Annotated in this window: 19 protein-coding genes; 2 read left to right on the top strand and 17 right to left on the bottom strand. The window is 59.3% G+C overall.

All coding sequences use genetic code 11. From position 1 onward, the window contains the following. Positions 1–159 precede the first annotated feature (159 nt). The 14 genes from HNQ65_RS24365 to HNQ65_RS24300 all read right to left on the bottom strand — a co-directional run bounded on the left by HNQ65_RS24365 (position 160) and on the right by HNQ65_RS24300 (position 18262). Complete coding sequence (locus HNQ65_RS24365; RefSeq protein WP_184344029.1) at positions 160–2154, bottom strand: FG-GAP repeat domain-containing protein; 1995 nt, start codon at positions 2152–2154, stop codon at positions 160–162. Between the two features lie 503 nt (positions 2155–2657). Further along, positions 2658–3107, bottom strand: coding sequence for a nuclear transport factor 2 family protein (locus tag HNQ65_RS24360; RefSeq protein WP_184344027.1), 450 nt, complete (start codon positions 3105–3107; stop codon positions 2658–2660). Continuing rightward, the gene (locus HNQ65_RS24355; RefSeq protein ID WP_184344024.1) at positions 3104–4009 is read right to left on the bottom strand and encodes an alpha/beta hydrolase family protein; all 906 of its coding nucleotides are present in this window, start codon (positions 4007–4009) and stop codon (positions 3104–3106) included. Before HNQ65_RS24355 ends, HNQ65_RS24360 begins: the two co-directional genes overlap by 4 nt. Further along, positions 4006–4773 (bottom strand): DUF2334 domain-containing protein, encoded by a 768-nt coding sequence (locus tag HNQ65_RS24350; protein ID WP_184344022.1) that lies wholly within the window; start codon positions 4771–4773, stop codon positions 4006–4008. The genes HNQ65_RS24355 and HNQ65_RS24350 overlap by 4 nt, the downstream gene beginning before the upstream one ends. A 21-nt stretch (positions 4774–4794) precedes the next feature. Beyond that, positions 4795–5571, bottom strand: a complete 777-nt coding sequence (locus tag HNQ65_RS24345) for an alpha/beta hydrolase family protein (protein ID WP_184344020.1) — start codon at positions 5569–5571, stop codon at positions 4795–4797. Positions 5572–5582: 11 nt separating this feature from the next. Then, positions 5583–7613: an SUMF1/EgtB/PvdO family nonheme iron enzyme gene (locus HNQ65_RS24340; RefSeq protein ID WP_184344018.1), complete on the bottom strand. Its 2031-nt coding sequence runs from the start codon at positions 7611–7613 to the stop codon at positions 5583–5585. A 26-nt stretch (positions 7614–7639) separates the two neighbouring features. Beyond that, entirely contained in the window at positions 7640–8884 is a 1245-nt protein-coding gene (locus tag HNQ65_RS24335; protein ID WP_184344016.1) for a sialidase family protein, read from the bottom strand. A 7-nt stretch (positions 8885–8891) separates the two neighbouring features. Then, on the bottom strand, positions 8892–11087 hold the full coding sequence (locus tag HNQ65_RS24330; RefSeq protein ID WP_184344014.1) for an RICIN domain-containing protein: 2196 nt from the start codon (positions 11085–11087) through the stop codon (positions 8892–8894). Between the two features lie 97 nt (positions 11088–11184). Beyond that, positions 11185–12156: an alpha/beta hydrolase gene (locus HNQ65_RS24325; RefSeq protein ID WP_184344012.1), complete on the bottom strand. Its 972-nt coding sequence runs from the start codon at positions 12154–12156 to the stop codon at positions 11185–11187. A gap of 146 nt (positions 12157–12302) precedes the next feature. After that, positions 12303–13481, bottom strand: a complete 1179-nt coding sequence (locus HNQ65_RS24320; RefSeq protein WP_184344010.1) for a sialidase family protein — start codon at positions 13479–13481, stop codon at positions 12303–12305. Between the two features lie 53 nt (positions 13482–13534). Next, positions 13535–14707, bottom strand: coding sequence for a sialidase family protein (locus HNQ65_RS24315; protein WP_221306281.1), 1173 nt, complete (start codon positions 14705–14707; stop codon positions 13535–13537). A gap of 16 nt (positions 14708–14723) precedes the next feature. Beyond that, a complete protein-coding gene (locus HNQ65_RS24310; protein ID WP_221306280.1) occupies positions 14724–15992 on the bottom strand; it encodes a hypothetical protein in 1269 nt (422 codons plus the stop codon). Between the two features lie 20 nt (positions 15993–16012). Then, positions 16013–17341, bottom strand: coding sequence for an exo-alpha-sialidase (locus HNQ65_RS24305; RefSeq protein WP_184344006.1), 1329 nt, complete (start codon positions 17339–17341; stop codon positions 16013–16015). A gap of 12 nt (positions 17342–17353) precedes the next feature. Then, positions 17354–18262, bottom strand: a complete 909-nt coding sequence (locus HNQ65_RS24300; protein WP_184344005.1) for a dihydrodipicolinate synthase family protein — start codon at positions 18260–18262, stop codon at positions 17354–17356. Between the two features lie 124 nt (positions 18263–18386). On the opposite strand from HNQ65_RS24300, the gene HNQ65_RS24295 reads away from it, so the two are divergent. Beyond that, positions 18387–19256, top strand: coding sequence for a helix-turn-helix transcriptional regulator (locus HNQ65_RS24295; RefSeq protein ID WP_184344003.1), 870 nt, complete (start codon positions 18387–18389; stop codon positions 19254–19256). Between the two features lie 50 nt (positions 19257–19306). Beyond that, on the top strand, positions 19307–20971 hold the full coding sequence (gene recN, locus HNQ65_RS24290; RefSeq protein ID WP_184344001.1) for a DNA repair protein RecN: 1665 nt from the start codon (positions 19307–19309) through the stop codon (positions 20969–20971). A gap of 22 nt (positions 20972–20993) precedes the next feature. Here the strand turns inward: recN and HNQ65_RS24285 are convergent, their stop codons facing one another. Genes HNQ65_RS24285 through galE form a run of 3 tightly spaced genes read right to left on the bottom strand, consistent with a single transcriptional unit; the run spans position 20994 to position 23150 of the window. After that, complete coding sequence (locus tag HNQ65_RS24285) at positions 20994–21302, bottom strand: hypothetical protein (protein ID WP_184343999.1); 309 nt, start codon at positions 21300–21302, stop codon at positions 20994–20996. A gap of 32 nt (positions 21303–21334) precedes the next feature. Further along, positions 21335–22093, bottom strand: coding sequence for a fibronectin type III domain-containing protein (locus HNQ65_RS24280; RefSeq protein ID WP_184343997.1), 759 nt, complete (start codon positions 22091–22093; stop codon positions 21335–21337). Between the two features lie 52 nt (positions 22094–22145). Continuing rightward, on the bottom strand, positions 22146–23150 hold the full coding sequence (gene galE / locus HNQ65_RS24275) for a UDP-glucose 4-epimerase GalE (protein ID WP_184343995.1): 1005 nt from the start codon (positions 23148–23150) through the stop codon (positions 22146–22148). Between the last annotated feature and the right edge of the window lie 20 nt (positions 23151–23170).

Raw genomic sequence — 23170 nt, 5'->3', positions numbered from 1 at the left:
AAGCTTGCTCGCCACTTCCTCTCCCTCATTCAGTTTGCCTCCGTCATCGACTGGCTCAGATATGGCTCTTGAGGGTTTTCAAACACGGCCTAGTCTCCGCAAATCATGGCAGTCGTCTCTGACATACAGACCAGTTTTCGACTGCGCATCGTGTAAACCTCACGGCTTCGTTTGCAGTTTTCTCCCCGGCAGCAGAAACATCCGTCCGGCCTCATTGCAGATCAGCAAATTCGGCCCGTTGCCGCCCAGCATCGTGCCCACAGCTCCTGTCTCATGCGCGCCACCGGGCTGCACCACCTTGCCCTCCTCATCCTGAAACGTCAGCGGCCTCGCAAAGCGCATCGCTTCATTTGTTCCACTGTTCAGCATCACCAGCGGCGTACCCAGCGTCTTCTTCAGCTTCGCAGGCAGTGCGGAATCCACCAGCTTTCCCACCAGTCCGCCCACCACCGGGTTCTGCCCCAGCGCCGCCATAGGGTACCCCGTTGCACGATCAGGAATGCAGCACACACGTCCCGTCCCGATCACAAAATCCAGTTTGCCATCCTGGTTCCAGTCAAAGAAGTCCAGCTTGCAGCGCCCGCTCATCCCTCCCACGCCACCGCTCGCGCCTATCGGCTTCCCATCCTCCAGCAGCAGCTTTCCGCCATCCTCCACATTGTAGTCATCGATCCGCCAGTACAGGTGGAAGTGATCATCCCCGTCCACGATCGCGAGTGCCACACGCTCACCCATCTTCGCCAGCGCCGCACGGCATCGCCACATGCCGTGCAGATCCATCCCGTCGCAATAAATCGGATGCGCCACCTCCAGCTTCGGCTCCGTCTTCGTACCACGATTCAGATAAATCAGGTAGTTGCCCGTGATGTCACCAGTGATCAGATCCGGCAGATCATCCCCGTTCCAGTCGATCACATTCGGCGAGAGGTACCCCCACCGCGCTTCCTGCAGCCCCTGCAAACTCCCGGCATAGCCCGCCTGGACCTGAATCTCTCGTCCGCCCGCCTTCACGCGCGTCGCGGGTAGAAACGTCGGAGCCTCATTGCTGCCGGTGTTTTTAAAGAATAGCACAAACCCCTCCGAATTTCCCGCCAGAATGTCCAGCACCCCGTCCCCATCCCAGTCCACCGTCGTCGGAGAGGGCAGCGTGCCGGCATACAGGTCCGCGTGTTCCTGCAATACCGAAACCGGCTCCGTAAAAATCGGCGCTCCTGCTTTCGTAAACTTCCCCGTGAACCGGTAAAAATACGGCGATCCCTCACCGCAGGCAATGAGCCCGCCGCCATACGCGCAAACACTCGGGTTGATGCTTGGATGCCGCAGCGCATTCCCATCCTCACCCGCGATCAGCCGCTTCCTCTCCAGTTCAAATCCGCTCGGCGCTGTGTTGTGATAATGTACGAGATTCCCCTGCCGCGATCCCGTCACCACATCCCGCTCGTGTCCTTTCCCCAGGTTGATCGCCGTGACGCCATGCATCGAAAAATACACTTCGTTCTTCGTCGCCGTGATCTGCCTCGCCTTGCCGTCTGCCGTCACTCCCATCAGGTAGCGATACCTCAGCTCCCCCACAGCAATGCCCGACGAGTTGTACGGCCTCCACTCCTCCGTGTTCGGGCTCCCCTCCGCGCCCTTGCCGCCATTCGACATCTCAAACGCCAGATCATATCCGCCATCCGCATTCACCAGCACCCCCAGGCTCCCAGGCGATTTCACTGCGCCCGGCAGCTTCGTGCGTTTCGTTTCCCGAAACTCCACCTTCTCCCGGTCAAACTCCGTCGTCACCAGTGCATCCTTGTCGATCCACAGACCGATGATCACGCCATCCTTCCGCTGAAACACACTCCCCTTGTCCTTAAACGCACACTTCACCTCCACCGGCTGCGCAAACACCGGCGCTCCCGTCTCCGCCGCATCCACCCATCGGAACAGATGCACCGCCTGCGGTCCCCCGTAGCCCGCCACAAACAAATCGTCCTCCTTGCCGCCAAACACCTTAGCATGTCCCAGCACATGGTGGTTCAGGTTCACCAGTGCCAGTGGCCCGTGTCCTTTCTTCGCAGCCGAGGCCAGCGCCTTCGTTCCCTTGGGCAGATGAGGCTCAGCCGCCAGGCTCGCAGTGGCTAGGAGGGGAAGTAGAAAAAGCAGTTTCATGTCGAATAAAAAGCGACTCAGACCAGAGGCCTTTGCAATCGCCTCTAACGCACCCTCCGCCACCTCATTTATCCACAATGATCCCCCACCACATGCAGAATCTTGAACCCTGCATGCGCATCTTTGACGCAGACCCTGCACGTGCGCCTTTCGTAGCGCCCCTGCTCATCATTGCATCCTCTGGATGGAGTCATTCGTCATCCCATTATGCCTTGGGCATTCCGCATATGCGCCGGCCATAGTAGCCCGCACCTGCGCAGCCCCGAAGGGAATCCCCTGTGCGGCGCTCCGCAAACACCATTCACTCCGTTTCCCACGCTAGCCCTGAAAGGGCGACGTAATATAGCCCAGGGCAAGCGAGCCTAAGCGAGCGCCGCCCTGGGTTGCGGTTAGCAAAAACCGGAAAGCAAACCCAGCACTGCGCCACACCCAGAAACCACCAGCAGCGTTCTCTAAAAGCCCCGCCCTACTCCTTGTGCCAGGAAGCACTCCCTCCATGAAATCTACTTCGCGGCAGCCCCCGGCGGCGTCAGCTTGCACGACTGCCACGCCAGAAACCGCCACTTTCCATTCTCCAGTCTCCACACCGCCAGAAACGCCAGTGTCGGTTCCAGGGTGCCTGCCTCCGTCCCGATCTTCAGCTTCGCACTTCCCGTCATCAGCGCGATCCCCGGTGCTGGAAACGTAAACTTCCTCTCCACATAATCGATCTCCTGATACTTCGTTTTGCCCGCCACCAGCACATCAATAAACGACGTCTTTGTGTCCACTACACCCGTCGAATGGGCGTAGCGCAGTTCATCCGAAAAAATGGCTCCCAGCTTTTCACGATCCGGCGCCTTCATTGCGGCCACACGCGCATCATCTGCCGCCTGCACCGCTGCCAGCGGTGCTTCTTCGGCAAAGGAAATGATTGAGATCAGGCAGATCAGGGAGGTCAGCAGTGTCTTCATGGTTTGGATGTCAGTTGTTTGATAATAAAATTCCAGATGTCGTAATACCCTTCGGTGGGATGACCCGGATACTTCACATGGCAGACGGCACCTGCCGCAAGTGCCAGTTTCTGAAATCCGACGGCCCACGCGGGCGAGTGCACATCGTAGTTGTTCTGCGTCAGGGGCTTGTGCACTTCGGTCTTCTTCCCGCTGCTGTCCACCTTGGTCTCCACGATGTCATCCGGCTTCGTCATGCCCCACTCGTTCTCAAAATACATCGGCGCGGCACTCTTGCTCAGCAGCCAGTCCGGCGACCACTTCTGAATCACCGGCAGGAGTTCATCACGGCGTTTCAGAGATTCCTCAAAGCTGCAGCCCAGAGCCGGCGCACCCCACTGCACCCCAGGCACCCACTCCTGCATCCTCTTCGGGTCGATCGTCGGCTGGCAGCGGTACGCCGCCACGCACGTCACCAGTTCAGGTGCCTTGCAGCCCACATACAGCGCCGGCAGTGCCCCCTGCGATCCTCCCCCCAGCGCGATCTTGCCCGCATTGAGGTTCCACTTGGCCGCGTTCTCGCGCACAAACTTCACCGCGCTCATCGCATCCTCCAGCACATAGGAGATCGGTTCCTTCACCTTGTCCTTGGTCGCATCCTCCATCGTCCGCACCTCCACCGCAATCACTGCAATCCCATGCGGAAAAAAGCGGTTCACATCCACCGCATGTTTGGATGCCTTCCAGATCCCGCCATACCAGAGCAGGGCAGGGAAGGGGCCCTCGCCTTTCGGCGGCAGGTGAATGTCGATCAGTTGATGCGCATGCGCACCATACGCCACATCGGCATGCGTCGGCTTCGGCGGCTCTGCCGCGTGTATGGTGTTCAGGGCCAGTGCGGCGACCAGTAAACAAATTCTCATGGCTGGTTCGCTTGGACTTTCTTCAGATACTCGGAGGGCGTCATGAACTGAACGTTCTTCGATTTCAGAAATTCAATAATCCCGGTAAAGCCCGCCCAGCGCTTGTCATCCCATTGATCAGGATGCCCCTGCAGCACCAGCACCTCCCGCTTCGCCGCCTTCGCCTCATAGAAGGTCTTAAACTTCTCCAGGTCCGGCACAAAGGTGGGGTTCTCCAGCGCCATCACTCGCGGGATGCTCAGCCGCTTGTAGTACTTCGGCTTCTCCGGCCCATACAGCCAGATTGTCACCTCCGGCACCAGCTCCATTGCTTCATCCGTGGCCTCGGTGGTGCCGCTCCAGTGCGGGCCAAAGGCCGGCAGTGTGAATCCCAGCTTCTCCTTCGCCAGCTTTTCGCCTTTCGCCAAAATCGCCCGCTGCTCCTCCGCAGTCCCATGTTCAAACTCCCCCGGCTCGCTCGCCGTCTTCATGTGGTAGCCGTGCATCCAGAACTCAATCTGCCCCGCCGCCTGCACATCCTTCAGCCACTGAAAATACATCGCATTGTCCTTTTCCAGCGACTCCGTGATGATCCCAAACGACCCCTTGATCTGATTCGCCACCAGATAGTCATGCACCTTCAGCCACCGGTCGGACACTGGCTTCGTCCCCACCCGTCGTGCAATGACATCATCCAGCTTCAGCAGAATGATCTGCTGGGCTCGTGCTCCGCAGGTGAGGAGCATCCAAAAAACAGCGCAGGTGAAGAGAAGTGTCCGATGCATGGCGGCTAGAAAATAAAGTGCTCAGTGATCGGCGTGCTTTAAAACAAAGTCCACCAGCTCCCGACACTCAAAAAATGAAGGTCCCACCTTGTGTCCCTCTCCTGGAATAACCTTCACCTCGATCTGCCCTCCGCCCGCCTTGTACCTCTCCTGCAGGAGAGACGTGTTCAGCTCCAGGGGCACCACCACATCCGAATCCCCGTGCACCGAAAACATCGGCACCTTGTTCGCCAGCAATCCTTGTAGATTGTCCACCGGATTAAACTCCTTCAGCCTCCCATTCAGCTCCTCTTCAGACAGTCCGTAATCAGTCAGCGTCTGTGGCTTCGAGTTCTTCAGCGGCCAGCTCGCCAGATTGCACACCGGGTAGATGCCCACCCACGCACGTACCTTGTCCGGATTCCGAAACGCCCACGCCAGCGTCATCATGCCGCCCCGGCTCTGTCCCAGCAGTATCGGCTTAGGCGAGTATCCACGCCTCACCATCTCCTCATAAAACAGCGAAAACTTCGCTGTGCTTCCCGGCGCGCCTCGCACCTCTCCCAGGTCATATCCTGCAAGGCTGATCCCCGCTTTCATGAAAGCCTCAAAATACATCTTCCGTCCAGCCAAAGACACGCCCTTCAAAGTCGGTGCATACCACACCCAGGGCCTCCCGGGTGCAGAGGCGGGGGCCGCGTAGAGAAAGGCTTTGTGACCATCTACATCAAAAGTGTCGGCCGTTTTCGGCAGAGTGTCTTCTGCTGCAGCAGACAGCACGAAAACGGTGAGCAGGACGAGAAAAATGCGGGTGTTCATATTAAAAGAGATCACGGCAGGGTTTTCAGCCACGCCAGATTGAAAACATAATGGTTCTTGCTGGTGATCAGCTGAATGTTCCCATCCCGAGTCTGCGTCGCAGAGAGATAGCCGCACGGCTCCGCCATTGTGTCGCTTAGTGTGAACATCACCCGGTCAATCCCATTCACAGACCGCTCTTTCCCTCCGGGCGTGATCAGCCGTCGCACAGGCCACGTTTTGCCTTCATCAAAAGACACCGCCGCAAACATCCCATAGCCGGTGAACTCACCAGCCTTCGATTTAAAGCTCATCCCCTTCCGGTTCTTCCAGTCACGCCACTGATCAGTGAAGCTGCACAAAAGAATGCCGCCCTCTTGCAGGCGGATCATCACCGCACGCTGCACGCTGCTGATCGCCGAAAATTCACTGGCCTCATAGGTCCAGCTCTTTCCCAGATCGCTGCTGTAGCTGATCGGCGTCTTCAGCTCAAACTTCGCCTGATCTTCCGGCGGATCATTACGGCTGAACGCCATCAGCCGTCCATCATTCAGCTGCACAATCGGCGCATGAATCCCCGGATGGCGGAAGCCTTTGCCACCCGGCCTGAAATCACTCGCCCGCTGTTTCACATCGTTAAAGCCCCAGGTCTTTCCCTCATCACGGCTGAAGACCAGGCTGCACTGCCTCGAATCATGAGTAATGACCATCGTCCCATCCGTGAGTCGGATCATCTGATTCCCAAACTCACCAGCGGGCTCCAGCACAAGAGCCGCCGACCAGCTCGCGCCGTTATCTGTTGAAGTCCTCACCAGGTTTTCATCACGACCTTTCACCAGATGATACAAGGTCGCTTTCCCATCCCACCAGATCTTTGGCCCATGGTCGTTCACATCCGCACCATCCCAGAATGGCGATGCCGTTTCCCATTCCTTCGCCCCTTTCCTCAGACGGCTCGCCACATTGCACAGCTCAGCCCCGCCCTCGTCCACGCACGAGTACCACACCGCCAGCAGATCACCGTTCGGACACTCCGCGATTCCAGGGCTGTGATTGTGACTGGAAAACAGCGGACCGAAGGAATCCTTCTCGATCTTCACATACGGCTTCGGTCCGATGAAAACCGGCACATCCTGTGGCGCTGGCGTGATCTCCGCCACCCCCTGGCTCACCTTCTGGGCATTCAAAGGCGGTGGCGCAGGTGCCAGCGTCTTGCCAGCCGGCATCTCTCCCATCACCACACGAAAACCCACCCGGTTGCTGCCCGTTTGCGGCAGCCATGCCGCGCGATTCGCCGAGCGCAGCAGTCGCACAAAGCTGGAATGATGCCCTCCTCGGAAGACACGGAAATTCCCCTCGCTGCGCCCCACTGGATCCGTCTGCTCTCCGGCTTCATACGGCCCATACCAGTCCAGACACCATTCCGCCACATTCCCATGCATGTCATGCAGCCCCCAGGCATTGGCCGCCGTCTGTGCCACGCGCAGACCTGTCTTCGCCCCTTTGCGGTAGGGCTGCGGCATCATCCCACCGGTAAAATAACGCTCCGCATAGCCGATGTCGCTCCACCACGGCTGAAAGCCATCCGGCAGGCTGTCACCGGTGTTAAACAGCGTCGTCGTTCCCGCTCGGCAGGCATACTCCCATTCCGCCTCGGTGGGCAGCCGGTAGGTCTTGTCCTCTTTCTTTGAGAGCCATTCACAAAACTTCACCGCCTCATCCCACGTCACACCATTCACAGCAGCGTCATCCGCTTCCTTCGCATGAAACCCCGGCGCGAATTGCCGGTACTGCCCCACAGTCACCTCGGTCACGCCCATTTGAAAAGCCTGCGTGATCACCACCCGATGCGCAGGCTTCTCATCCCAGTCCGCATCATCAAACTTCTCCGGGTGCTTCGTCATCTTGTAATCCGCCGCCGGTCCATTCTGCCCCATTACAAATGACCCCGCTTCAATGCGCACCAGCTTCATGCCGATGGAGTTCGTGATCGTATCCGCTGCCAGCCCCGTGAATGAGGCAAGCAGGAAAGCCGCAAGGCAGGCAGGTGTTTGGTATCTCATGTCAGTCATCATGTGTGATTCTTCCACTACGGCTTCGTTTTCCCCCGGCTCTTCTCAAAAGCCTCCTCCATCAGCTGCGGCTCGCGTGTGTGATGCACGCCGCCTTGCGCGTCCGCCAGACGGCTGATCACCTGTTTCAGTTTGCTGCCTTCACTCACCAGCTTGCCAGCCTTGATGTCAGCCTCTGTGATCTTCGCAAAGAGGATCTCCTGCTCTCCCAGTTCATAGCGGCCTCGGTCATACGTCACATAAATAAAGCCGTTCGCCCCTTCAGTGCCGTCGGGGTAGCTCACATGCTTGCGCTCATCCAGCACGAGCTTGTGTGGCCAGGTCTTCCCATCGTCCTCGGAAAGCATCGCCGTCATGCGGTCACGCCCGCGTGGCACATCATTCACCACCATCAGCAGTGCGCCGGATTTGAGTCGCCGCAAAAAGAAGCGCGTGTTCACCCCGCGCTCCTTCGTAAACGGCCCTTCGTTCACCCACGTCGCTCCATGATCAAACGACTCCGCCTGCGCGATCCCATACGTCGTCCGCGCCATCATCAGCAGGCTCCCGTCTTTTCGCTCCACCGCCATGTGCTCCGCAAAGGACACGTCCTTGATGCTCAGCTTCGAGAAAAACGAAAAGCTCTTTCCTTGATCGTGCGACACATAAAACTGCGTTCGCGTCCCCTGTTTGACTTCCTGGCTGTTGTCGATCGGCCGCAGCCAGTCTCCATTGGACAGCACCGTCGGTTTGTTCAGCCCCAGTCCAAAACCCGCAAACACAGGCGCATTCCACTTCGGCATCGGGTCGTCAGGGTTCTCACAGCAAAAGCCCCACTCCGACCGGATGCCATCCGCATGTTTCACCTTCAGAATCCGAAACACAAACCACCACAGCCTCCCCTGCGGATCGATCCACACATGCGGATCCCCCGTGCTCCCGTCAAAGAAGCTCGTGGGATCATACACCGCCACAGGGTCCGACCACGTCAGTCCGTCATCGCTGCTGGTCACCAGTAGAGCATAGTTCCCGCTGCTCCCCTCGCTCAAGGGGCCCGCATACCACGTGGCCCACAGGCGGCCCTTCGCCGTTCGCTCGATGCTTGGTATGCCCTGCCACGTCCGCAGTCTTGGAAAATACCTCGGCCCCGGATCCACCTTGATCACCGGCGGCGTCTTCGCCGTGATGCCATAATCATCCGGTGAAAGCGTCGTCGCCGTGGGTGGCTCTGCGGATATGGCCGCAGCCCCTAGGGTGAGCAAAGTCAGGAGGATAGGTTTCATCGTGGGCTCACAGCTTCGTCCCGTTCATCTTCGTCCACGGGCTCCACGCCCCCATCGCATGCTGCAAAATCTTCCGCTTCCAGATCTTGCTCATGCAGAAGGCATACAGCGTGTCCTTGTCCTTCCCGCCGATCGCCACCGCTGTCACACGGCTGCGGTCTGGCACCGGCAGAATGATCTGCGTCGGACCGTCATCCGCACTGATCTGCACCCCGCTCTTCGTCGCAATAAACTGCCTTCCCTCGATCGAGTAGCACAGGCACTCTGGCCCCGCATCATCATCCCAGTCCGCCACATGCAGATGGAAAAAGCGCTCCTTGTTCTTCAGCGTGCCATCGTCGTTGATCTGGTAGCTGTATGCCCACTTCGAGTGCCCTTCAGCCACAGATAGCAGCCACTGGTCCGGCCGGTACGCCATCCCTGTCGCAAACTTGATTCCCCGGTCCAGCAGCGTCTTCTTCCCGTCCTTGATCAGCCACACCGTGCCCTCTTCCCTCGGCTTCTCACCGTTGGTCGTCACGTACAGGTTGCCGTTTGGCATCGCTAAAATCGAGTGCCCCAGAATGTCCTCCATCACCACATTGCCAGCCCCGCAGGCATCAAAAGACATCAGCTTCCCAGACTTCTCCGAGATCGTATAAACCTTCCCATCCGCGCCCACGCTCACACAGTGCGCATTCACATCCTTCACGAACTCGCTCACCTTCCCATCCACATCAATGCGGTGAATCTTGTTGTTGCTCGTATCCGCAAAGTACACCTCGCCCTTCTCATTGCATGAAGGCCCGCGCGTGCTCTTAAAGCCCTCCGCCAGCAGCTCCCACCCCTCACCGGGTACGATCACCTCCTGCGCTCTCGGTGCGCTCGGCCCCGCTTTCACACGCTCCGGCCAGCCTTTCCAGAGAAAGGCCATCGCCTCCAGATAGTTCTCCGCATAGCCCGCTACGTGGCGTCCCTCGATGCTGCGAAACTGATAGTCATACCCGGAAAACTTCAGCGCCTTGTCCATCTCCAGATCCAGCAGATACCAGTCACCCGCGCAGTTCTCCATGTCATGCGTTGCCGTCGTCAGGTAGGCGCGTATTGGCTTGGCTTCAAACTTCCGCACCATCGTCGGAAACTCATGTCCGCCACGGAAGGCCACCCAGCTTCCGCTCGCCGCATACACTCGGCTAAAGGCCTCCGGCCGATGCCACGCCGCCGTGAATGCCGCGATGCCCCCGCTGCTCCCGCCTGAGATGCACCGGTCATTCCCATCCGTCGAAAGGTTCAGCCCAAACTCCTTCGCCACAAACGGCAGCAGCTCATCGTGCAAAAAGCGCACATTCTCATCGCCCACACCATCATACTCCAGGTCACGATTCCGCCGGTCCATCGTGCCCTTCATCGGCGCCGGCAGCGTTCCCGGCTTCACAAAGACGCCAATCGTCACCGGCATCTCCTTCGTGGCTATTAGCGTCTCCATGAAAGTCTTCTCACGCGCATTGTAGCCATCCGTCTTCACATACACACACGCAGGCTTGCTGCCATCATACTGAGCCGGGATAAAGACCGTCACATCACGCACCGTGCCCGGAAACACCTTGCTCTGGTTAAACTGCGTCTGCTTGATCGTCCCCGGCAGGATATCCTCCGGCTTGATCGCTGGCGGCACATAGCTGGGCGTAGCTTCCGCAGCCACTGCTCCGGCGATCGCGCTGCCCGCCAGCGGTTTGATCTGCCATTGCAGATGCTGGTCATTCGGATTGTGCTGCCACAGGTCGATCTTCGCCCCCGCCTCCTTTTTTCCGCCAAGATGATCCAGTCCCATCCCCGGCGCATGCTTCGGCTCCAGCGCATAGCTGCCGTTTTCCTGCTTCGTGATCGACCACAGCTGCGCGCCCGCCTTTCGATCTTCTTCGACGGTGACTTTCTCCCCATTCTTCTTGCCGCCGCTTGCCACCGTGAGCACCAGCCCTGGTTGCGAGGTCGGCATCAGCTGATACCATCCCTCTCCCTTGGGATGGATGATCCATTTCTGGTTCGCTCCACCCTTCGGCTTCTGAATGGAAATAACATCTCCCGGCTTGGTTCCACCCACAGCTTCGAGGACGTACTCCGGCGCGCTGACCGGCACGATCTGGTAGGCGCCCCAGTCTTCGGCTGGAGCTGTTGCAGCAAAGACTGCCAGGAATAAGACGCTGAAGGAGGAAATTTTGAGCATGGGGGTCTTGGATAAAAGTGAATGGCCGGGCGAAAAAAAGCGACTGGCAAAGAGCCTCCGTTTACTTTCCGATCTGCTTCGGCGCCTCCACCGCCACCTACGCTTCTGGCACCAGCGCGATCGGCACGTCCGCACCTTTGAGGTATTTGTCGAAAAAGTTCTGCATCAGCTGGATCACCGCTGGTTTGCCAAACGCAGGCCCGCCATGCCCGGATCCCGGCAGCGTCTGCAGCCACGTTTCCACCCCCTGTGCCTTCAGCGCCTCGGCAAACTCCACACTCTGCGCATACGGCACCAGCGTGTCATGCGTGCCATGCAGGATCAGAAAAGGCGGGTTGTCCTTGCTCACATAATGCACCGGGCTCACCGCATCCGCCTTCTCCTTGTCATCCAGCTTCGTTCCGATCAGCTCCGAATACGGATCCTTCGGCGTGTTAAACTCAAAGATGTTCTTCACATTTTTGTCCTCCATCGCCTGCTGCACCACCGTGCTGAAATCCGACGGCCCAAAGATGTCGCACACCGCCTGCACCCGGTCAGGCTGCTCATCATTGCCGCCGATTTTCGGAAACGCATTTTTTCCGCCCGCCGTGCCCACCAGCGAGGACAAATGCCCGCCCGCCGACCCTCCCACCACTCCCACATGCTCGGGGTCGATCTGATACTCCTTGCTGTGCGCACGCAGCCAGCGGATCGCCGCCTGGCAGTCCTGGATCTGCGCCGGAAATTTCGCCTTCTGGCTGAAGCGATATTCCACGCTCACCACCGCATACCCTTTCAAAACCATGCCAGCCACCGCACACGGAAACTTGCTTCCTCCCATCCACCCGCCGCCATGGATGTGCACGATCAGCGGCAGGGGTTTCTCCGCCGTCTTCTCAGGCAGGTAGAGGTCCAGCTTCTGCGCCTCATCACCATCTGGGATGTAGGAGATGTCCTTCTCCATCTTGATCCCCGTTGGCAGGCTCGGTGCCTTGCTCTGCGCAAACGCAGAATCACACGCCAGCAAAGCAACACAGGCTGCGAAAATCACACGGCAGGAAGCCGGGGAGAAAAAAAGAGTTTTCATGAATGCTACCTCAAACGCTCCACATCGCTCTTCCTAGCGGAAAAGCGGTCGAGTTTCCCAAACCTGCCGCACTGCCCGGCGCGGAGTGGTCCGCACTCTCCGAGTGCGGCTTCCATCCTGTCTTGGCCAACATCCGCAAACCTCTCTCATTTCCCCAATGGAGCCGTCCAAAACGTCCCCTCGATCGCCCGGTCATCCTCCTTCGGCCCGTTGTAGTAATACACCGTCAGCACCCGCCCGTCAGGCCTCACCAGACTGCGCGGATACCCCAGATCCCCGTCAAACCCATCCTCCCGCAGCACGATCTCCGGCCCCCACGTCACTCCGCCATCTGCGCTGATGCACGCCCGCATTCCCGAGGGCTTGTGGCGGTAGCCATAGCTCACCGCCACACGTCCGTCCTGCAGCTGCACCAGGGCAGGGGGATTGCCCCCGATTCGTGTCACCGCTTTTCCGGTCATCGTCCACGTCTTGCCCATGTCCGCACTGCGCCACGCTTCGATAAACCCCGACACCTTCGGATCAGAACGCCGGATCATGGTCAAAAGCGTCCCATCCTTCAACTTTAGTGATGACGGCATGATCGCATACCCGCCCTCCATCGGCTCCGGCCCGATCAGCGAGACCAGTTTCCAGCTCAGTCCACCATCCGTCGTCCTTGCGCAAAACACACGCCCCTCCTTGCCATCGTTCTTCTTTCCACAGCTCCCGAACATCAGGCAGTCGTGTTTGCCCAGAATGATCAAATCTGTGCGCGTGCAGATGCGGTCCACTCCCTCCACCGCAAACGAGTAAGGTCCCTGCCACGTCTTGCAGCGGTCCAGGCTTGTGTAAAACCACGAGGGGCCCGCATGCAGGCTGCCAAAGCGAAACATCAGCGCTGAATCAGGCGCGGTGAAATCAAACGGCGTCGTCAGTGGTGTGGGCTTGGCTTCCTGGGTGTGATCTGCAAAAGGCAGGTTCTCTTCCGTCTTCCACGTCTTGCCTCCATCCACGCTGCGCGCCTGGATCTCATAACTCGGCTTCGTTCGGTCAATACGGTGATCCGTTGTCGTCTGCTTGTACCACGTGGAGGTAAACCCCACCACCAGCTCATCTCCCCACTGCCACAGCCCATGATTCGCAGGCCAGCCCCCATAGCGCCCCGGTTCCTTGTAGATGATCACATTCTGCTTTTGATCCGCAGGCAGCGCGATAGTGGGTGCCGCCGCTTTCTTCTTCGCGGAGTCATCGATCTCCAGTTTCGCATCATCAGCGGCAAAGACGTTCAGGGCTAGGATCGGCGCCACAAAGAGGGCACGGAGGATGGGATGGGGGTATGTCATAAACAGCCTGTAAAAAAGAAGATGAAATGAAAGGCGCTGCGTCACGCGGCCCCTCACGGAGCCGCCGGTTTCAGGTCTGGTAGGCTCAGCTTGCCAAAGCGGATCGCACGCCGGTGGCGTTTGGCATCTCCACTGTCCCACACCGCACGAAATTCACCCGGAGCCACCTCGATCAGCGTGGGGTAGGAATTGTGAATGCTCTCATCAAAGAAGGTCCGCTCCGGTCCCCACACGCCATAGGCGTTGCTCACTTTGTATCGCAGCGCCATTCGGCTGAATGTCGGGCCGTCATTATACACATACAGCAGCCTGCCATCTCCGCTGCGGCCATACCACGCTTCAGAGACCGTGTTCCACAGCTCCGGCTCTTCTTTCGCCACGCTCCAGCTGCGCCCGCCATCCTCGCTATTGCTTGACCATGCCCGTGGCGGATTCAGCGCTCCTCCATCCATCAGCTTCCCCTCTGGCACTCCAGTCGAGGTGCGCATCACCATCTTCAGCTGCCCCTTCTTTGCATCCATCACGGCGATCTGTCCTTCATGCAGAAACATCTCGCGTCCTTTTGGCAGCGGCACATAGCCACCCAAGTGCCAGTCCATCAGGCTGGTGCTACGCAGCACAAAATGCTCTCTCGTGCCATGCGGATCAGCCCGCTTCGTGTTGCGGTGCGCGGGCATCGCATACACCGGGTGCCCGTCTTCCTCGATCCGCTGGATCTCTCCCAGAATCACCAGCGGTCCCGTGTAATGCATCGCCAGCTCCACGGGATTCCACGAGCGCCCCCCGTCACCGCTGTACGCTGCGGCCAGGTGCGAGTCCTCGCTGTCCGCATAGTTCAGTGGGCAGCGCATCGCAAAGCACCACAGCACCTCTTGTCCCGGCGGCTTGTACAGCACCGCATTGCAGTAGCCAAACTGCATGGCCCCATGCCGCTCCGTGCTGTCAAAGATGGTGCTGGGGATGCTCCAGCTCTGCCCGTCGTCGGTGGACACCACTGCATCAATGCTGCCCATGTCCGTCTTTCCAGCGATGCCAAGCTGGTACGCTGCCACCAGATGCTTCTCCTTCCATAGCGCCAGACTCGGCTGCCCCAGCAGCGCCGCCCGCGGCTCCTGCTCGGCGGTGCGGATCACACGCACGTCACGTGCATCCCCCGTTTCCGCCATGCAAACACACGGCAGCACGGCGGATAACCACAGGCAGGTGGCAAAGAGGCGGCCTTTCATCCGGTTCGGAGTCATATCAGTTGGCCAGCAGATGGTTGCGGCGCGCCTTCCAGTACGCAGCCAGGTGGTAAATGACGCCGCAGCTGGAGTTGTGCGCATAATCAAACTCTCGGATCAGTCCTGCCAGCGCGGTCTGCTGCGCTTCGGAGAGCGCGCCGGGCTCAACCATGAGCAGGATCAGCCCAGATTCCCCGGCTTCACGCGTGATATGCCAGATCTCGCGAAACGGACCCCACTGCGGATTCGGGTAGCCCTTCTGGTTCCTCCACTCAGGCACTTTCCGCCAGTCCGGTCCGGTCATCCGCATTTCTTCCGCGCTCTTCTTGGCAATCTGCGCCCGCACACTGTCAAAACGTTTCGCCGCCAGCTCGCGCACATGCATCATCCGTTCATGAATCGTGGCCTTCAGCGCGGCATCCGGTTCCAGTTCATGCAGCACCTCCAGAGAGCACTGCATCTGCAGCAGCGCATAGGCCGGCTTGTTCTCACCAGGCGCGGCTGATTGCGCGATGGCGTCTGCCGCATAGCGCCTCCAGGCTTCGCGGTAGCGTTCTTCACGCGTCACATCCCACGCTGTCGCATAAATCATCGGCAGCCGTGCGGCTTCATGCGGCTGCACATTCCACATCCGGCAGATGCCCAGCGGGCAGCGTGTCCCATCTGCACGGCAGAAATCAAAATCATTCTCCGGCGTCACAAAAGCAAGCATTCGCTCCGCCACATCCGCCAGCACCACACGGATATCCTTCTTCGTCGTCTCATCCGCCAGCGGGCTGCGGTAATACTGCCACAGCCCATGCACAAAGTGCGTCACCTGATCTCGCGATGAGTTGATATACACGCTCCGCCCATCCTCCGGGCACACATTGCGCGCCACAAAGCCACGCACCCCATGCACGGTCGCGCAGCGCCTCAGCCCCGCAAACACACCCGCCGCCTTCTCTAGCAGTCCCTCGTCTCCTGTCACCGCAAAGCGGTCGCACAGCACGCTGAGCATCGCCCCGCCGAGAATCGCGCCATCCTCCATGCCCGTGCTGTAGCCACACGGGTTCGGATACTGCTTTTTCACCTCCTCAGCTGTCGGCAGATGTGCCTGTTCCTTGCCCTTTTCATAGCTGCTCAGGTAATCGCCAAACGTCTGCACTTTGGGAAGGTAGAAGCGGTTCCACGTCACCTCCCACGCTTGGTCAGTCTGTTTCACCAGCTCCGCATTGGGTGCAGCGGCGGTCATTTGGACCGCAATGACCGTGGCCAAGGCCGTGAAATGAAATAGGTGCTTCTGCATGCGGACAGTCCAGGAAAAGCTCACTGCGGCCACTGCCCGTTCACGATCGGCTTCAGCTCCAGCTTGGCCGGATCAATCACCACGTGCTTCGCCTTCTGGCGCTTCCACGTGTACGTGATATGCACCAGCCCGTCGCTCGTCTGAATGATCGCCGGATAGCTAAACTCCCTCTTCGGCTCGTCCTCCAGCACCAGTGCCGCTTCCCACACCTTGCCATTCTTGCTCACCGCCAGGTTCAGCGGGCTGCGGCCCTTCGCCGTGTGGTTGTAGATCAGCAGATGCCTTCCGTCCTTCAGCGTCACCGCATCTGTCCCCGAGTTCGGATTCGGCAGCTCAGTCAGCGAAATCTCACCCCAGGTTTTGCCGAGATCATCGGAGGCGATCTGGAAGACCTTCCCCTGCCGCGTGCGTCCCACCGCCTCGATCTTCTCACCACCCAGGAAGAGAATGCTCGGCTGGATCGCGCTCACCTTCAGCCCGTCATGCAGCAGCTCCGTGCGCTGCCACGTTTTGCCCAGATCACTCGTCCGCTCAAAATAGATAGCCCACGCGCTTGGTTTGGTGTCGGTCTCATTGCTCGTTGGGCACAGGATGTCCCCATTCGGCAGCTGCACTGGCTTGTTCTTGATCGGGCCAAAGATCCCCTTCGGCAGCTTCTGCGTAGCCGACCACGTCTTGCCGCCATCCGTGGAGGTTTTCAGCTCTCCCCACCAGGTGCTCGGCGACGGACCCACCTTGTAAAACAGCATCAGCGGTGCGTTGCGTGGTTGAAACAAAACGGGATTCCACGTCGGGTGCCGCGTGCCGTCTGGCTGCACGCCATTGGCCGTCTCCACGCTCTCTGTCCACTTGCCATCCACCAGTCGGGACACCCAGATGCACACATCCGGGTTCTTCTCCGCCGTGCCGCCAAACCACGCCGAAACCATCCCCGTCGGCGTTTCCACGATCGTCGTCGCATGCACCGAGGGGTACGGCCCCGTGTCATAGATGTACTCCGTCTTCAGCACCCCAGGCTGCGGTTTGGCAGCTCCCAGCCATTCCCAGGAGGTCAGTTCATGGCTTCTGTCCAGCTTGTGCCACACCACCACTGCCGCCTGTTTAGGCGTGCTGCCATCCAGCACATTCAGCACCAGCTTGAAGTTCAACCCAGCAACCACCTGGCTCTCTCCACTCGCGATGCCTTCCAGCTTCAGCTTCGGATCCTTCGTCTTCACCGCAAACGCAGCAGCGGCAAGCGCCTCCTTGTCTCTTGGAGAGAGGGCGCTGAAACCTCCGGGTATCTGGGCGTGGAGATCGCATTGGATCAGCAGGAAGATGGCAAGGTAGAGTAGCGGGGCAAATTTCATGGCGTTTGGGTTTTAAGAGATCAATCCCAGCTTCACAAGCCTTTCACGAATCATCGCCCGCTCAGGCTCACGGAACCGCTGAAACGGCTCCGCCATGTGGTCTTCACAGATGCCCAGCAGCGACAGCCCGCACTTGATCCCCTTGATGATCGCGGACTTGTGTCTGCCCACCGTGTAAATGCTCCCCGCCAGCTGCATCACCTGCGCATGCAGTTCGCGGGTGCGCTTCAAATCTTGTGCTGCAGCCGCCTGATACATTTCCACATACAGCTTCGGGTTCAGATTCGCCCCTCCGTTGATCCCGCCATGTCCACCCAGCAGCACGGCTTCGGCGGTGAGTTCCTCAGGCCCCACCAGCACGCTCCAGTCCGCACGCTGCTTCGCCACCTCGATCAGCCGGTGAAAGTAGATCATGTCACACGAGCTGTCCTTCACCCCGCAGACACCAGGCATGTCCAGCGCCCGGCGCACCAGGTCGATCTCAAAGCTCACCTTTGTCAGACCCGGCATGTTGTACAAAAACATCGGCAGCGGCATTTCTGCCACCAGATCCTGGATGTACTCCTGCATCTCCGGCGGCGCTGCAGGGAAGTAGTAGGGTGGCGCTGTCACCACATGCGTCGCTCCGGCGTCGGCGCTGTGCTTGGCCAGGTTCACACTCTCTGTAAACGAGGTGTCCGTGATTCCCACCAGCACCGGCACGCGTCCCGCCGTCTGTTTGCACGTGCGGTCAATCAGCTCACGGCGCAGCCGGTAGCTCAGGCTCGGGCCTTCACCTGTGGTGCCGAGAATGAACAATCCGGAGACTCCCCCGCCGATCAGATGCTCGATCAGGCGCTCCAAACCGGCGCAGTCGAGCGTGTCGCGATCACGCAGTGGGGTGACAAGTGGGGGAATAATGCCGCTAAGGGGTTGGGACATGCCCGGAAGGGACTCGGGAGCGGCCTCCAAGGCAACCTCTCACTGCGTTGAATGTTTGCCACTGGCATGACGATTCTTGACTCTTTCTCGCAAGATTCCCCGGCTTCACACCTTTGAAAGCTCCGTGCCAACCACGCCAGCCACCGACCAGGCCGACTACTTTTCGACTCAAGTCGTCCGCACACGCCGCTTTTTCCTGCCTGATTGGGAGAAGCGCCTGCATGACGAAATGAATCTCTGCCTCGTCGGCGGCGGCTGCGAGTGGTGCGCCCCCGACTTCGTGGTGGACCGCCGGAGCTTTCCTTTCATGGCCTTTGAGTTCGTCTCCAAAGGGCGCGGCAGCGTCACATTGGCAGATCAGACGCACGAGCTGGAGGCTGGCCATGCCTTCATCTTTGACCCCACCACGCCTCAGGTCATCCGCAGCGGTGCGGACGAGCCCATGGTAAAATACTTCTTCAATTTCACCGGCCAGCGCGCACTTCGGCTGATGAGCGATCTTGATCTCCCGCCCGGCAGCGTCCTGCGAGTGGCAGATGCCTCCCGCGTGGTTTCCCTGCTGGAGGAGGTCATCGACCACGCGCTGCGCGGTGGTCGCTTCGGCCTGCGGGCCGCATCCGCCGCCCTGGAGCACGCTCTCGTGCTCTGCGCAGACTCGCGCCAGTCTGCCACCACCAAGATCGACCCCGCCTACGCCACCTACCTCCGCTGCCGTGGACATCTTCTGCGGAATTACCCGGTTCTCAGCAGCATTGAGCAGGCCGCCAAAGCTTGCCACGTCTCCGCCGCCTACTTCACCCGGCTGTTTCAGCGTTACGACACAGAAACGCCCCTCGCCTGCCTCACCAGGCTCAAGCTCTCCCAGGCCGCCATCAAGCTCCGTCAGCCAGACGCCCTCGTGAAAGCCGTCGCCGCCGAGCTTGGCTACAAATCTGCCGCACATTTCTCGCGCGCATTCAAATCTTGGAGTGGAAGATCGCCTCGTGGTGGTTGAAATGCGAAAAGAACGTTGCATGTTCATTTGTCCACTATTTCTCTCCATCCATGCTTTCCTTCCTCAAAATCCGCAATCTGGCCCTTGTTGAAGATGTGACCTGGGATCTGGCCGCTGGTTTGATCGGGGTCACCGGGGAGACCGGCGCGGGTAAATCCATCATCGTGGGTGCCTTGAAGCTGATTTTGGGCGAACGCGCCGACCGCAGCCTCATCCGCAATGGCCAGGACGCCTGCACGGTCGAGGCCAGCTTCCATCTCAAAAACACCTCGGCCATCGACTCCGTTCTCGAAGAGGCCGGGCTCGACCCCTGCCAGGATGGCGAGCTCCTCATCAAACGCACCATCAGCGCCAGCGGAGCTAATAAACAGTTCGTCAATTGCTCCCCCGTCACCATCCAGGTGCTCAAAAGCCTCGGAGAGTTCCTCGTCGATCTTCACGGCCCCCACGATCATCAGTCGCTCAATTCACGCGAGCGCCAGCTGGAGATGCTCGACAAATACGCCGGCATCGAAGAAATGCTCGGCAAATACCAGGCCGCCTGGAAGCTCTGGCGCACCGCAGCCACGGAACTCGATGAACTCGAAAACTCCGAGCGCGCCAGCAGCCAGCAGATCGACATGCTCAAATTCCAGGCCAATGAGATTGCCGCCGCCAATCTCAAACCCGGCGAGGAGGAGGAAATCGAGGCCCGCCACCGTATCGCCGCTAACGGCGCACGCCTCGCCGAGCTTTGCGGCAGCATTACCAGCCGCTTGAGCGAAGGTGAAGGCAGCATCATCGACGGCCTCCGCGAGCTCGGGCGCAGCATCCACGAGCTGGAAAAAATCGACCCCGCCACCGCCGCAATGTTTGCCGGCTTCAAATCCGCGCAGATCGAGCTCACGGAGCTTGAAAGCAGCGTGCAGGACTATGCCGAAGATCTGGAAATCGACGGCGCTGAACTGGAGAAGCTCGAAAGCCGCATCCACACCATCCAGACCCTCAAGCGCAAATACGGCCGCACCATCGCCGAGATTCTCGAGTTCCTTGCCGAAACCGAGCGCAAGCTCGCCAAAATGGAAAATCGTGGCGAGGAGATCGCCAGACTCCAAAAGCTCGTCAAAGAACGCGAGGCCGATGTGCTCAAGCTTGGCAAGCAGCTCTCAAAGAAACGCACCGACGCCGCGCCAAAACTCGCCAAGGAAGTCGCCGCGCATCTCGCAGACCTCGGCTTCAAGCGCAGCGTCTTCGAGGCTCAGCTCGCTGCCCTGCCTGCTCCGGAGCGCAATGGCCTCGAAGAAGTGGACTTCCACTTCGCGCCCAATCCCGGCGAGCCCTCCAAGCCCCTCCGCCTCACCGCATCCAGCGGCGAAATGTCCCGCGTGCTTCTCGCTGTGAAAAGCGCCCTCGCCAGGCAGGATGTGGTGCCGCTGCTCGTGTTCGATGAAATCGACGCCAACGTCGGAGGCAACATCGCCGAAGCCGTCGGCCGCAAGATGGCCGCTCTGGGCGCCACCCATCAGGTCATCGCCATCACGCACTTCCCGCAGGTCGCCTCGCTCGCGCAAAGCCACTTCGTCGTCACCAAGGAAATCACCGGCAACACCACACGCTCACAGATCCAGTCCGTCAGCGACGAGCAGCGCGTCAATGAGCTCGCCCGCATGCTTGGCGGCAGCGCTGAGAGCGCGCGCGTGCACGCCCTCAGTCTGCTCAAAGGTGCTTCTGCTTGATTTTCTCAGACCTACGCGTGGTTTACGCGTGAATGCGCGGCGGGCGTCCTTTCACACGGCTCAGCGTGGCACGCAGCGCCAGGGAGCCCAGTTGTGTCTGTGGGTTCCAGTCTTTCGGAGCTTTCTTGCCTTTGCTGGTCCACGGCATGCCGTTGGCGATCCACTGTTGCCGGTGCTCGTCATAGCTCACGCCTTTGTCATCATCGGTGACGCCAAATTGAAATCCGCAGCAGGCGCAGATCTCCATGGAAGCGCCGCCCGTGCGGTTGCGCGGCGGCTCTGCCAGGTCGGCGTAGCCGCAAACAGGACAGGAGTTGGGTGAAATTTTCATGGTTGGTTTTTTGGGAGACTTTCGGCTCATCATCAGCGGGGGGGGAGTCTCAAGTCGGCAGCCTTCACATTCCGGCCGGGCTGGCGTTGCCAGTAGGTTGGGCTGTCCGGTTTGAAAAAGGTCTTTGTCATGCCAACCCTGTTATACGCTCCAAACGTACGCGTGGCCGGGTCAAACACTCGTAGGGTTCCATCGGTGTCATCCAGTTTCATTGGCAGGTTCTCTGCACGCGCCCTTTGAAGAAACTGCCACGCTTGTGCTGCATACTCATCCGGTGAGCGGCTTGCGAAATCCCCACCATGTCGATCAAAATGATCCTGCAATGAATCCACATGGCCCCAGGTTTGTCGTGTCGGTGGCGCTTTCAATGACGCGTCCGTCGCGCTTGTCGCCCTTTTCTCTAGGCTCACTGCGTTCAGCACACGCCTCAGCAGCGATGGCTGCGGTGTCGCTGCCGCCGCACTCGCGTCGTTTGTGGTCGTGGTAAAGCTGCCCTTGGCCAGCTGCGCACGAGCGCTGCCGAGGCTGTAGTAATAGGTGGTGCCTGCTTTGAGAGACGTCAGCTCAATGACGTGATCACTCGTCACTTCTCCTTCAGCCTTGTCAGTCAGTGCTGCAGGGCTCAGGCCAAACTGCAGCCTCGTCCCGCAGGCCACGTCGGTGGCCCATTTGATTTTTGCAGTGCTCGTCGTGACGGCGATCTCGGGTTCACGTGTCAGCTCAACAGCTTGAAGAAGCGTGCTGCCAAAAAACGCCAAGATGCAGATCAGCCAATGAACAGATGTCCTCATGATTTTCGCAACCTACGGTCGCTACACTAGGACAGTCTATATTAAACAATGTTCAAACTGCGTAGCGTCCGTGACGTGGTCCATTCATCCATCTCCATGCAGAGTCAATGTGCTCACGTGGATCGGTATGCGCAGCTTGCCACTGAAGGATTTCTTTAGCTTTGGTAGGGTTCGCAATAAGCTCCGATGGGTCACCTGCACGACGCGGCCCGTAGTTCACCGGAATCTTTTTGCCAGTCACAGCTTCAGCCGTGGCAATGATCTCTTTCACACTGAATCCACGTCCTGTACCGAGGTTCACTGGAGTCGTTTCTCCACCCTTGCGCAGATAGCTCAAGGCCAGCGCATGCGCAGATGCCAGATCGCAGACATGAATGTAGTCACGCACGCATGTGCCATCGGGTGTGGCATAGTCGGTGCCAAAGACCGTGATGCTGTCCACCTCGCCGGTCGCCGCCATCAGCACACGCGGGATGAGATGCGTCTCCGGATTATGATCCTCGCCGATCTCACCGCTCGGATGGCAGCCGCTCGCGTTAAAGTAGCGCAGAAAGACCGACTTCAGTCCCCATGCAGTATCGCAGTCGCGCAGCACGCGCTCCAGCATCCACTTGCTCGCACCATACGGATTCACCGGTGCCTGCGGATGGGTTTCATCGATCGGGATCCGCACCGGATCTCCATACGTCGCGCAGGTGGAGGAAAAGATGAAGCGCTTGCACCCATGCCGCTGCATCGCCTCCAGCAGCGTCAGCGGTGCCGCCAGGTTGTTGCGGTAGTACTTCAGCGGATCGGTCACAGACTCGCCCACATAGGCAAAGGCCGCAAAATGCAGCACCGCCTCCGGCTTGTGTTCCGCAAAGAGCTTCTCGATCAGCGGCGCATCCGCCATGTCGCCTTCCACAAAGGTCACCCGATCCAGCGGCAGCGCGTCCCGATGCCCAAAGACCAGGTTGTCGAGCACCACGATGCGCTCATTTTGCTCCAGAAGATGGCGCACGGTGTGGGAGCCGATGTATCCTGCGCCGCCAGTGATGAGAAGAGGTCCTTGTGACATTGCGGTACTACAGCACCTCA

Origin of the sequence: Prosthecobacter vanneervenii (assembly GCF_014203095.1) — a bacterium.
GTDB lineage: Bacteria > Verrucomicrobiota > Verrucomicrobiia > Verrucomicrobiales > Verrucomicrobiaceae > Prosthecobacter > Prosthecobacter vanneervenii.
This window is presented reverse-complemented; position numbering and strand designations above follow the sequence as displayed.

Coding starts and splice junctions, on each gene's coding strand:
- HNQ65_RS24365 (WP_184344029.1), bottom strand. CDS start 2,154: ATGAAACTGCTTTTTCTACTTCCCCTCCTAGCCACTGCGAGCCTGGCG.
- HNQ65_RS24360 (WP_184344027.1), bottom strand. CDS start 3,107: ATGAAGACACTGCTGACCTCCCTGATCTGCCTGATCTCAATCATTTCC.
- HNQ65_RS24355 (WP_184344024.1), bottom strand. CDS start 4,009: ATGAGAATTTGTTTACTGGTCGCCGCACTGGCCCTGAACACCATACAC.
- HNQ65_RS24350 (WP_184344022.1), bottom strand. CDS start 4,773: ATGCATCGGACACTTCTCTTCACCTGCGCTGTTTTTTGGATGCTCCTC.
- HNQ65_RS24345 (WP_184344020.1), bottom strand. CDS start 5,571: ATGAACACCCGCATTTTTCTCGTCCTGCTCACCGTTTTCGTGCTGTCT.
- HNQ65_RS24340 (WP_184344018.1), bottom strand. CDS start 7,613: ATGAGATACCAAACACCTGCCTGCCTTGCGGCTTTCCTGCTTGCCTCA.
- HNQ65_RS24335 (WP_184344016.1), bottom strand. CDS start 8,884: ATGAAACCTATCCTCCTGACTTTGCTCACCCTAGGGGCTGCGGCCATA.
- HNQ65_RS24330 (WP_184344014.1), bottom strand. CDS start 11,087: ATGCTCAAAATTTCCTCCTTCAGCGTCTTATTCCTGGCAGTCTTTGCT.
- HNQ65_RS24325 (WP_184344012.1), bottom strand. CDS start 12,156: ATGAAAACTCTTTTTTTCTCCCCGGCTTCCTGCCGTGTGATTTTCGCA.
- HNQ65_RS24320 (WP_184344010.1), bottom strand. CDS start 13,481: ATGACATACCCCCATCCCATCCTCCGTGCCCTCTTTGTGGCGCCGATC.
- HNQ65_RS24315 (WP_221306281.1), bottom strand. CDS start 14,707: ATGAAAGGCCGCCTCTTTGCCACCTGCCTGTGGTTATCCGCCGTGCTG.
- HNQ65_RS24310 (WP_221306280.1), bottom strand. CDS start 15,992: ATGCAGAAGCACCTATTTCATTTCACGGCCTTGGCCACGGTCATTGCG.
- HNQ65_RS24305 (WP_184344006.1), bottom strand. CDS start 17,341: ATGAAATTTGCCCCGCTACTCTACCTTGCCATCTTCCTGCTGATCCAA.
- HNQ65_RS24300 (WP_184344005.1), bottom strand. CDS start 18,262: ATGTCCCAACCCCTTAGCGGCATTATTCCCCCACTTGTCACCCCACTG.
- recN (WP_184344001.1), top strand. CDS start 19,307: ATGCTTTCCTTCCTCAAAATCCGCAATCTGGCCCTTGTTGAAGATGTG.
- HNQ65_RS24285 (WP_184343999.1), bottom strand. CDS start 21,302: ATGAAAATTTCACCCAACTCCTGTCCTGTTTGCGGCTACGCCGACCTG.
- HNQ65_RS24280 (WP_184343997.1), bottom strand. CDS start 22,093: ATGAGGACATCTGTTCATTGGCTGATCTGCATCTTGGCGTTTTTTGGC.
- galE (WP_184343995.1), bottom strand. CDS start 23,150: ATGTCACAAGGACCTCTTCTCATCACTGGCGGCGCAGGATACATCGGC.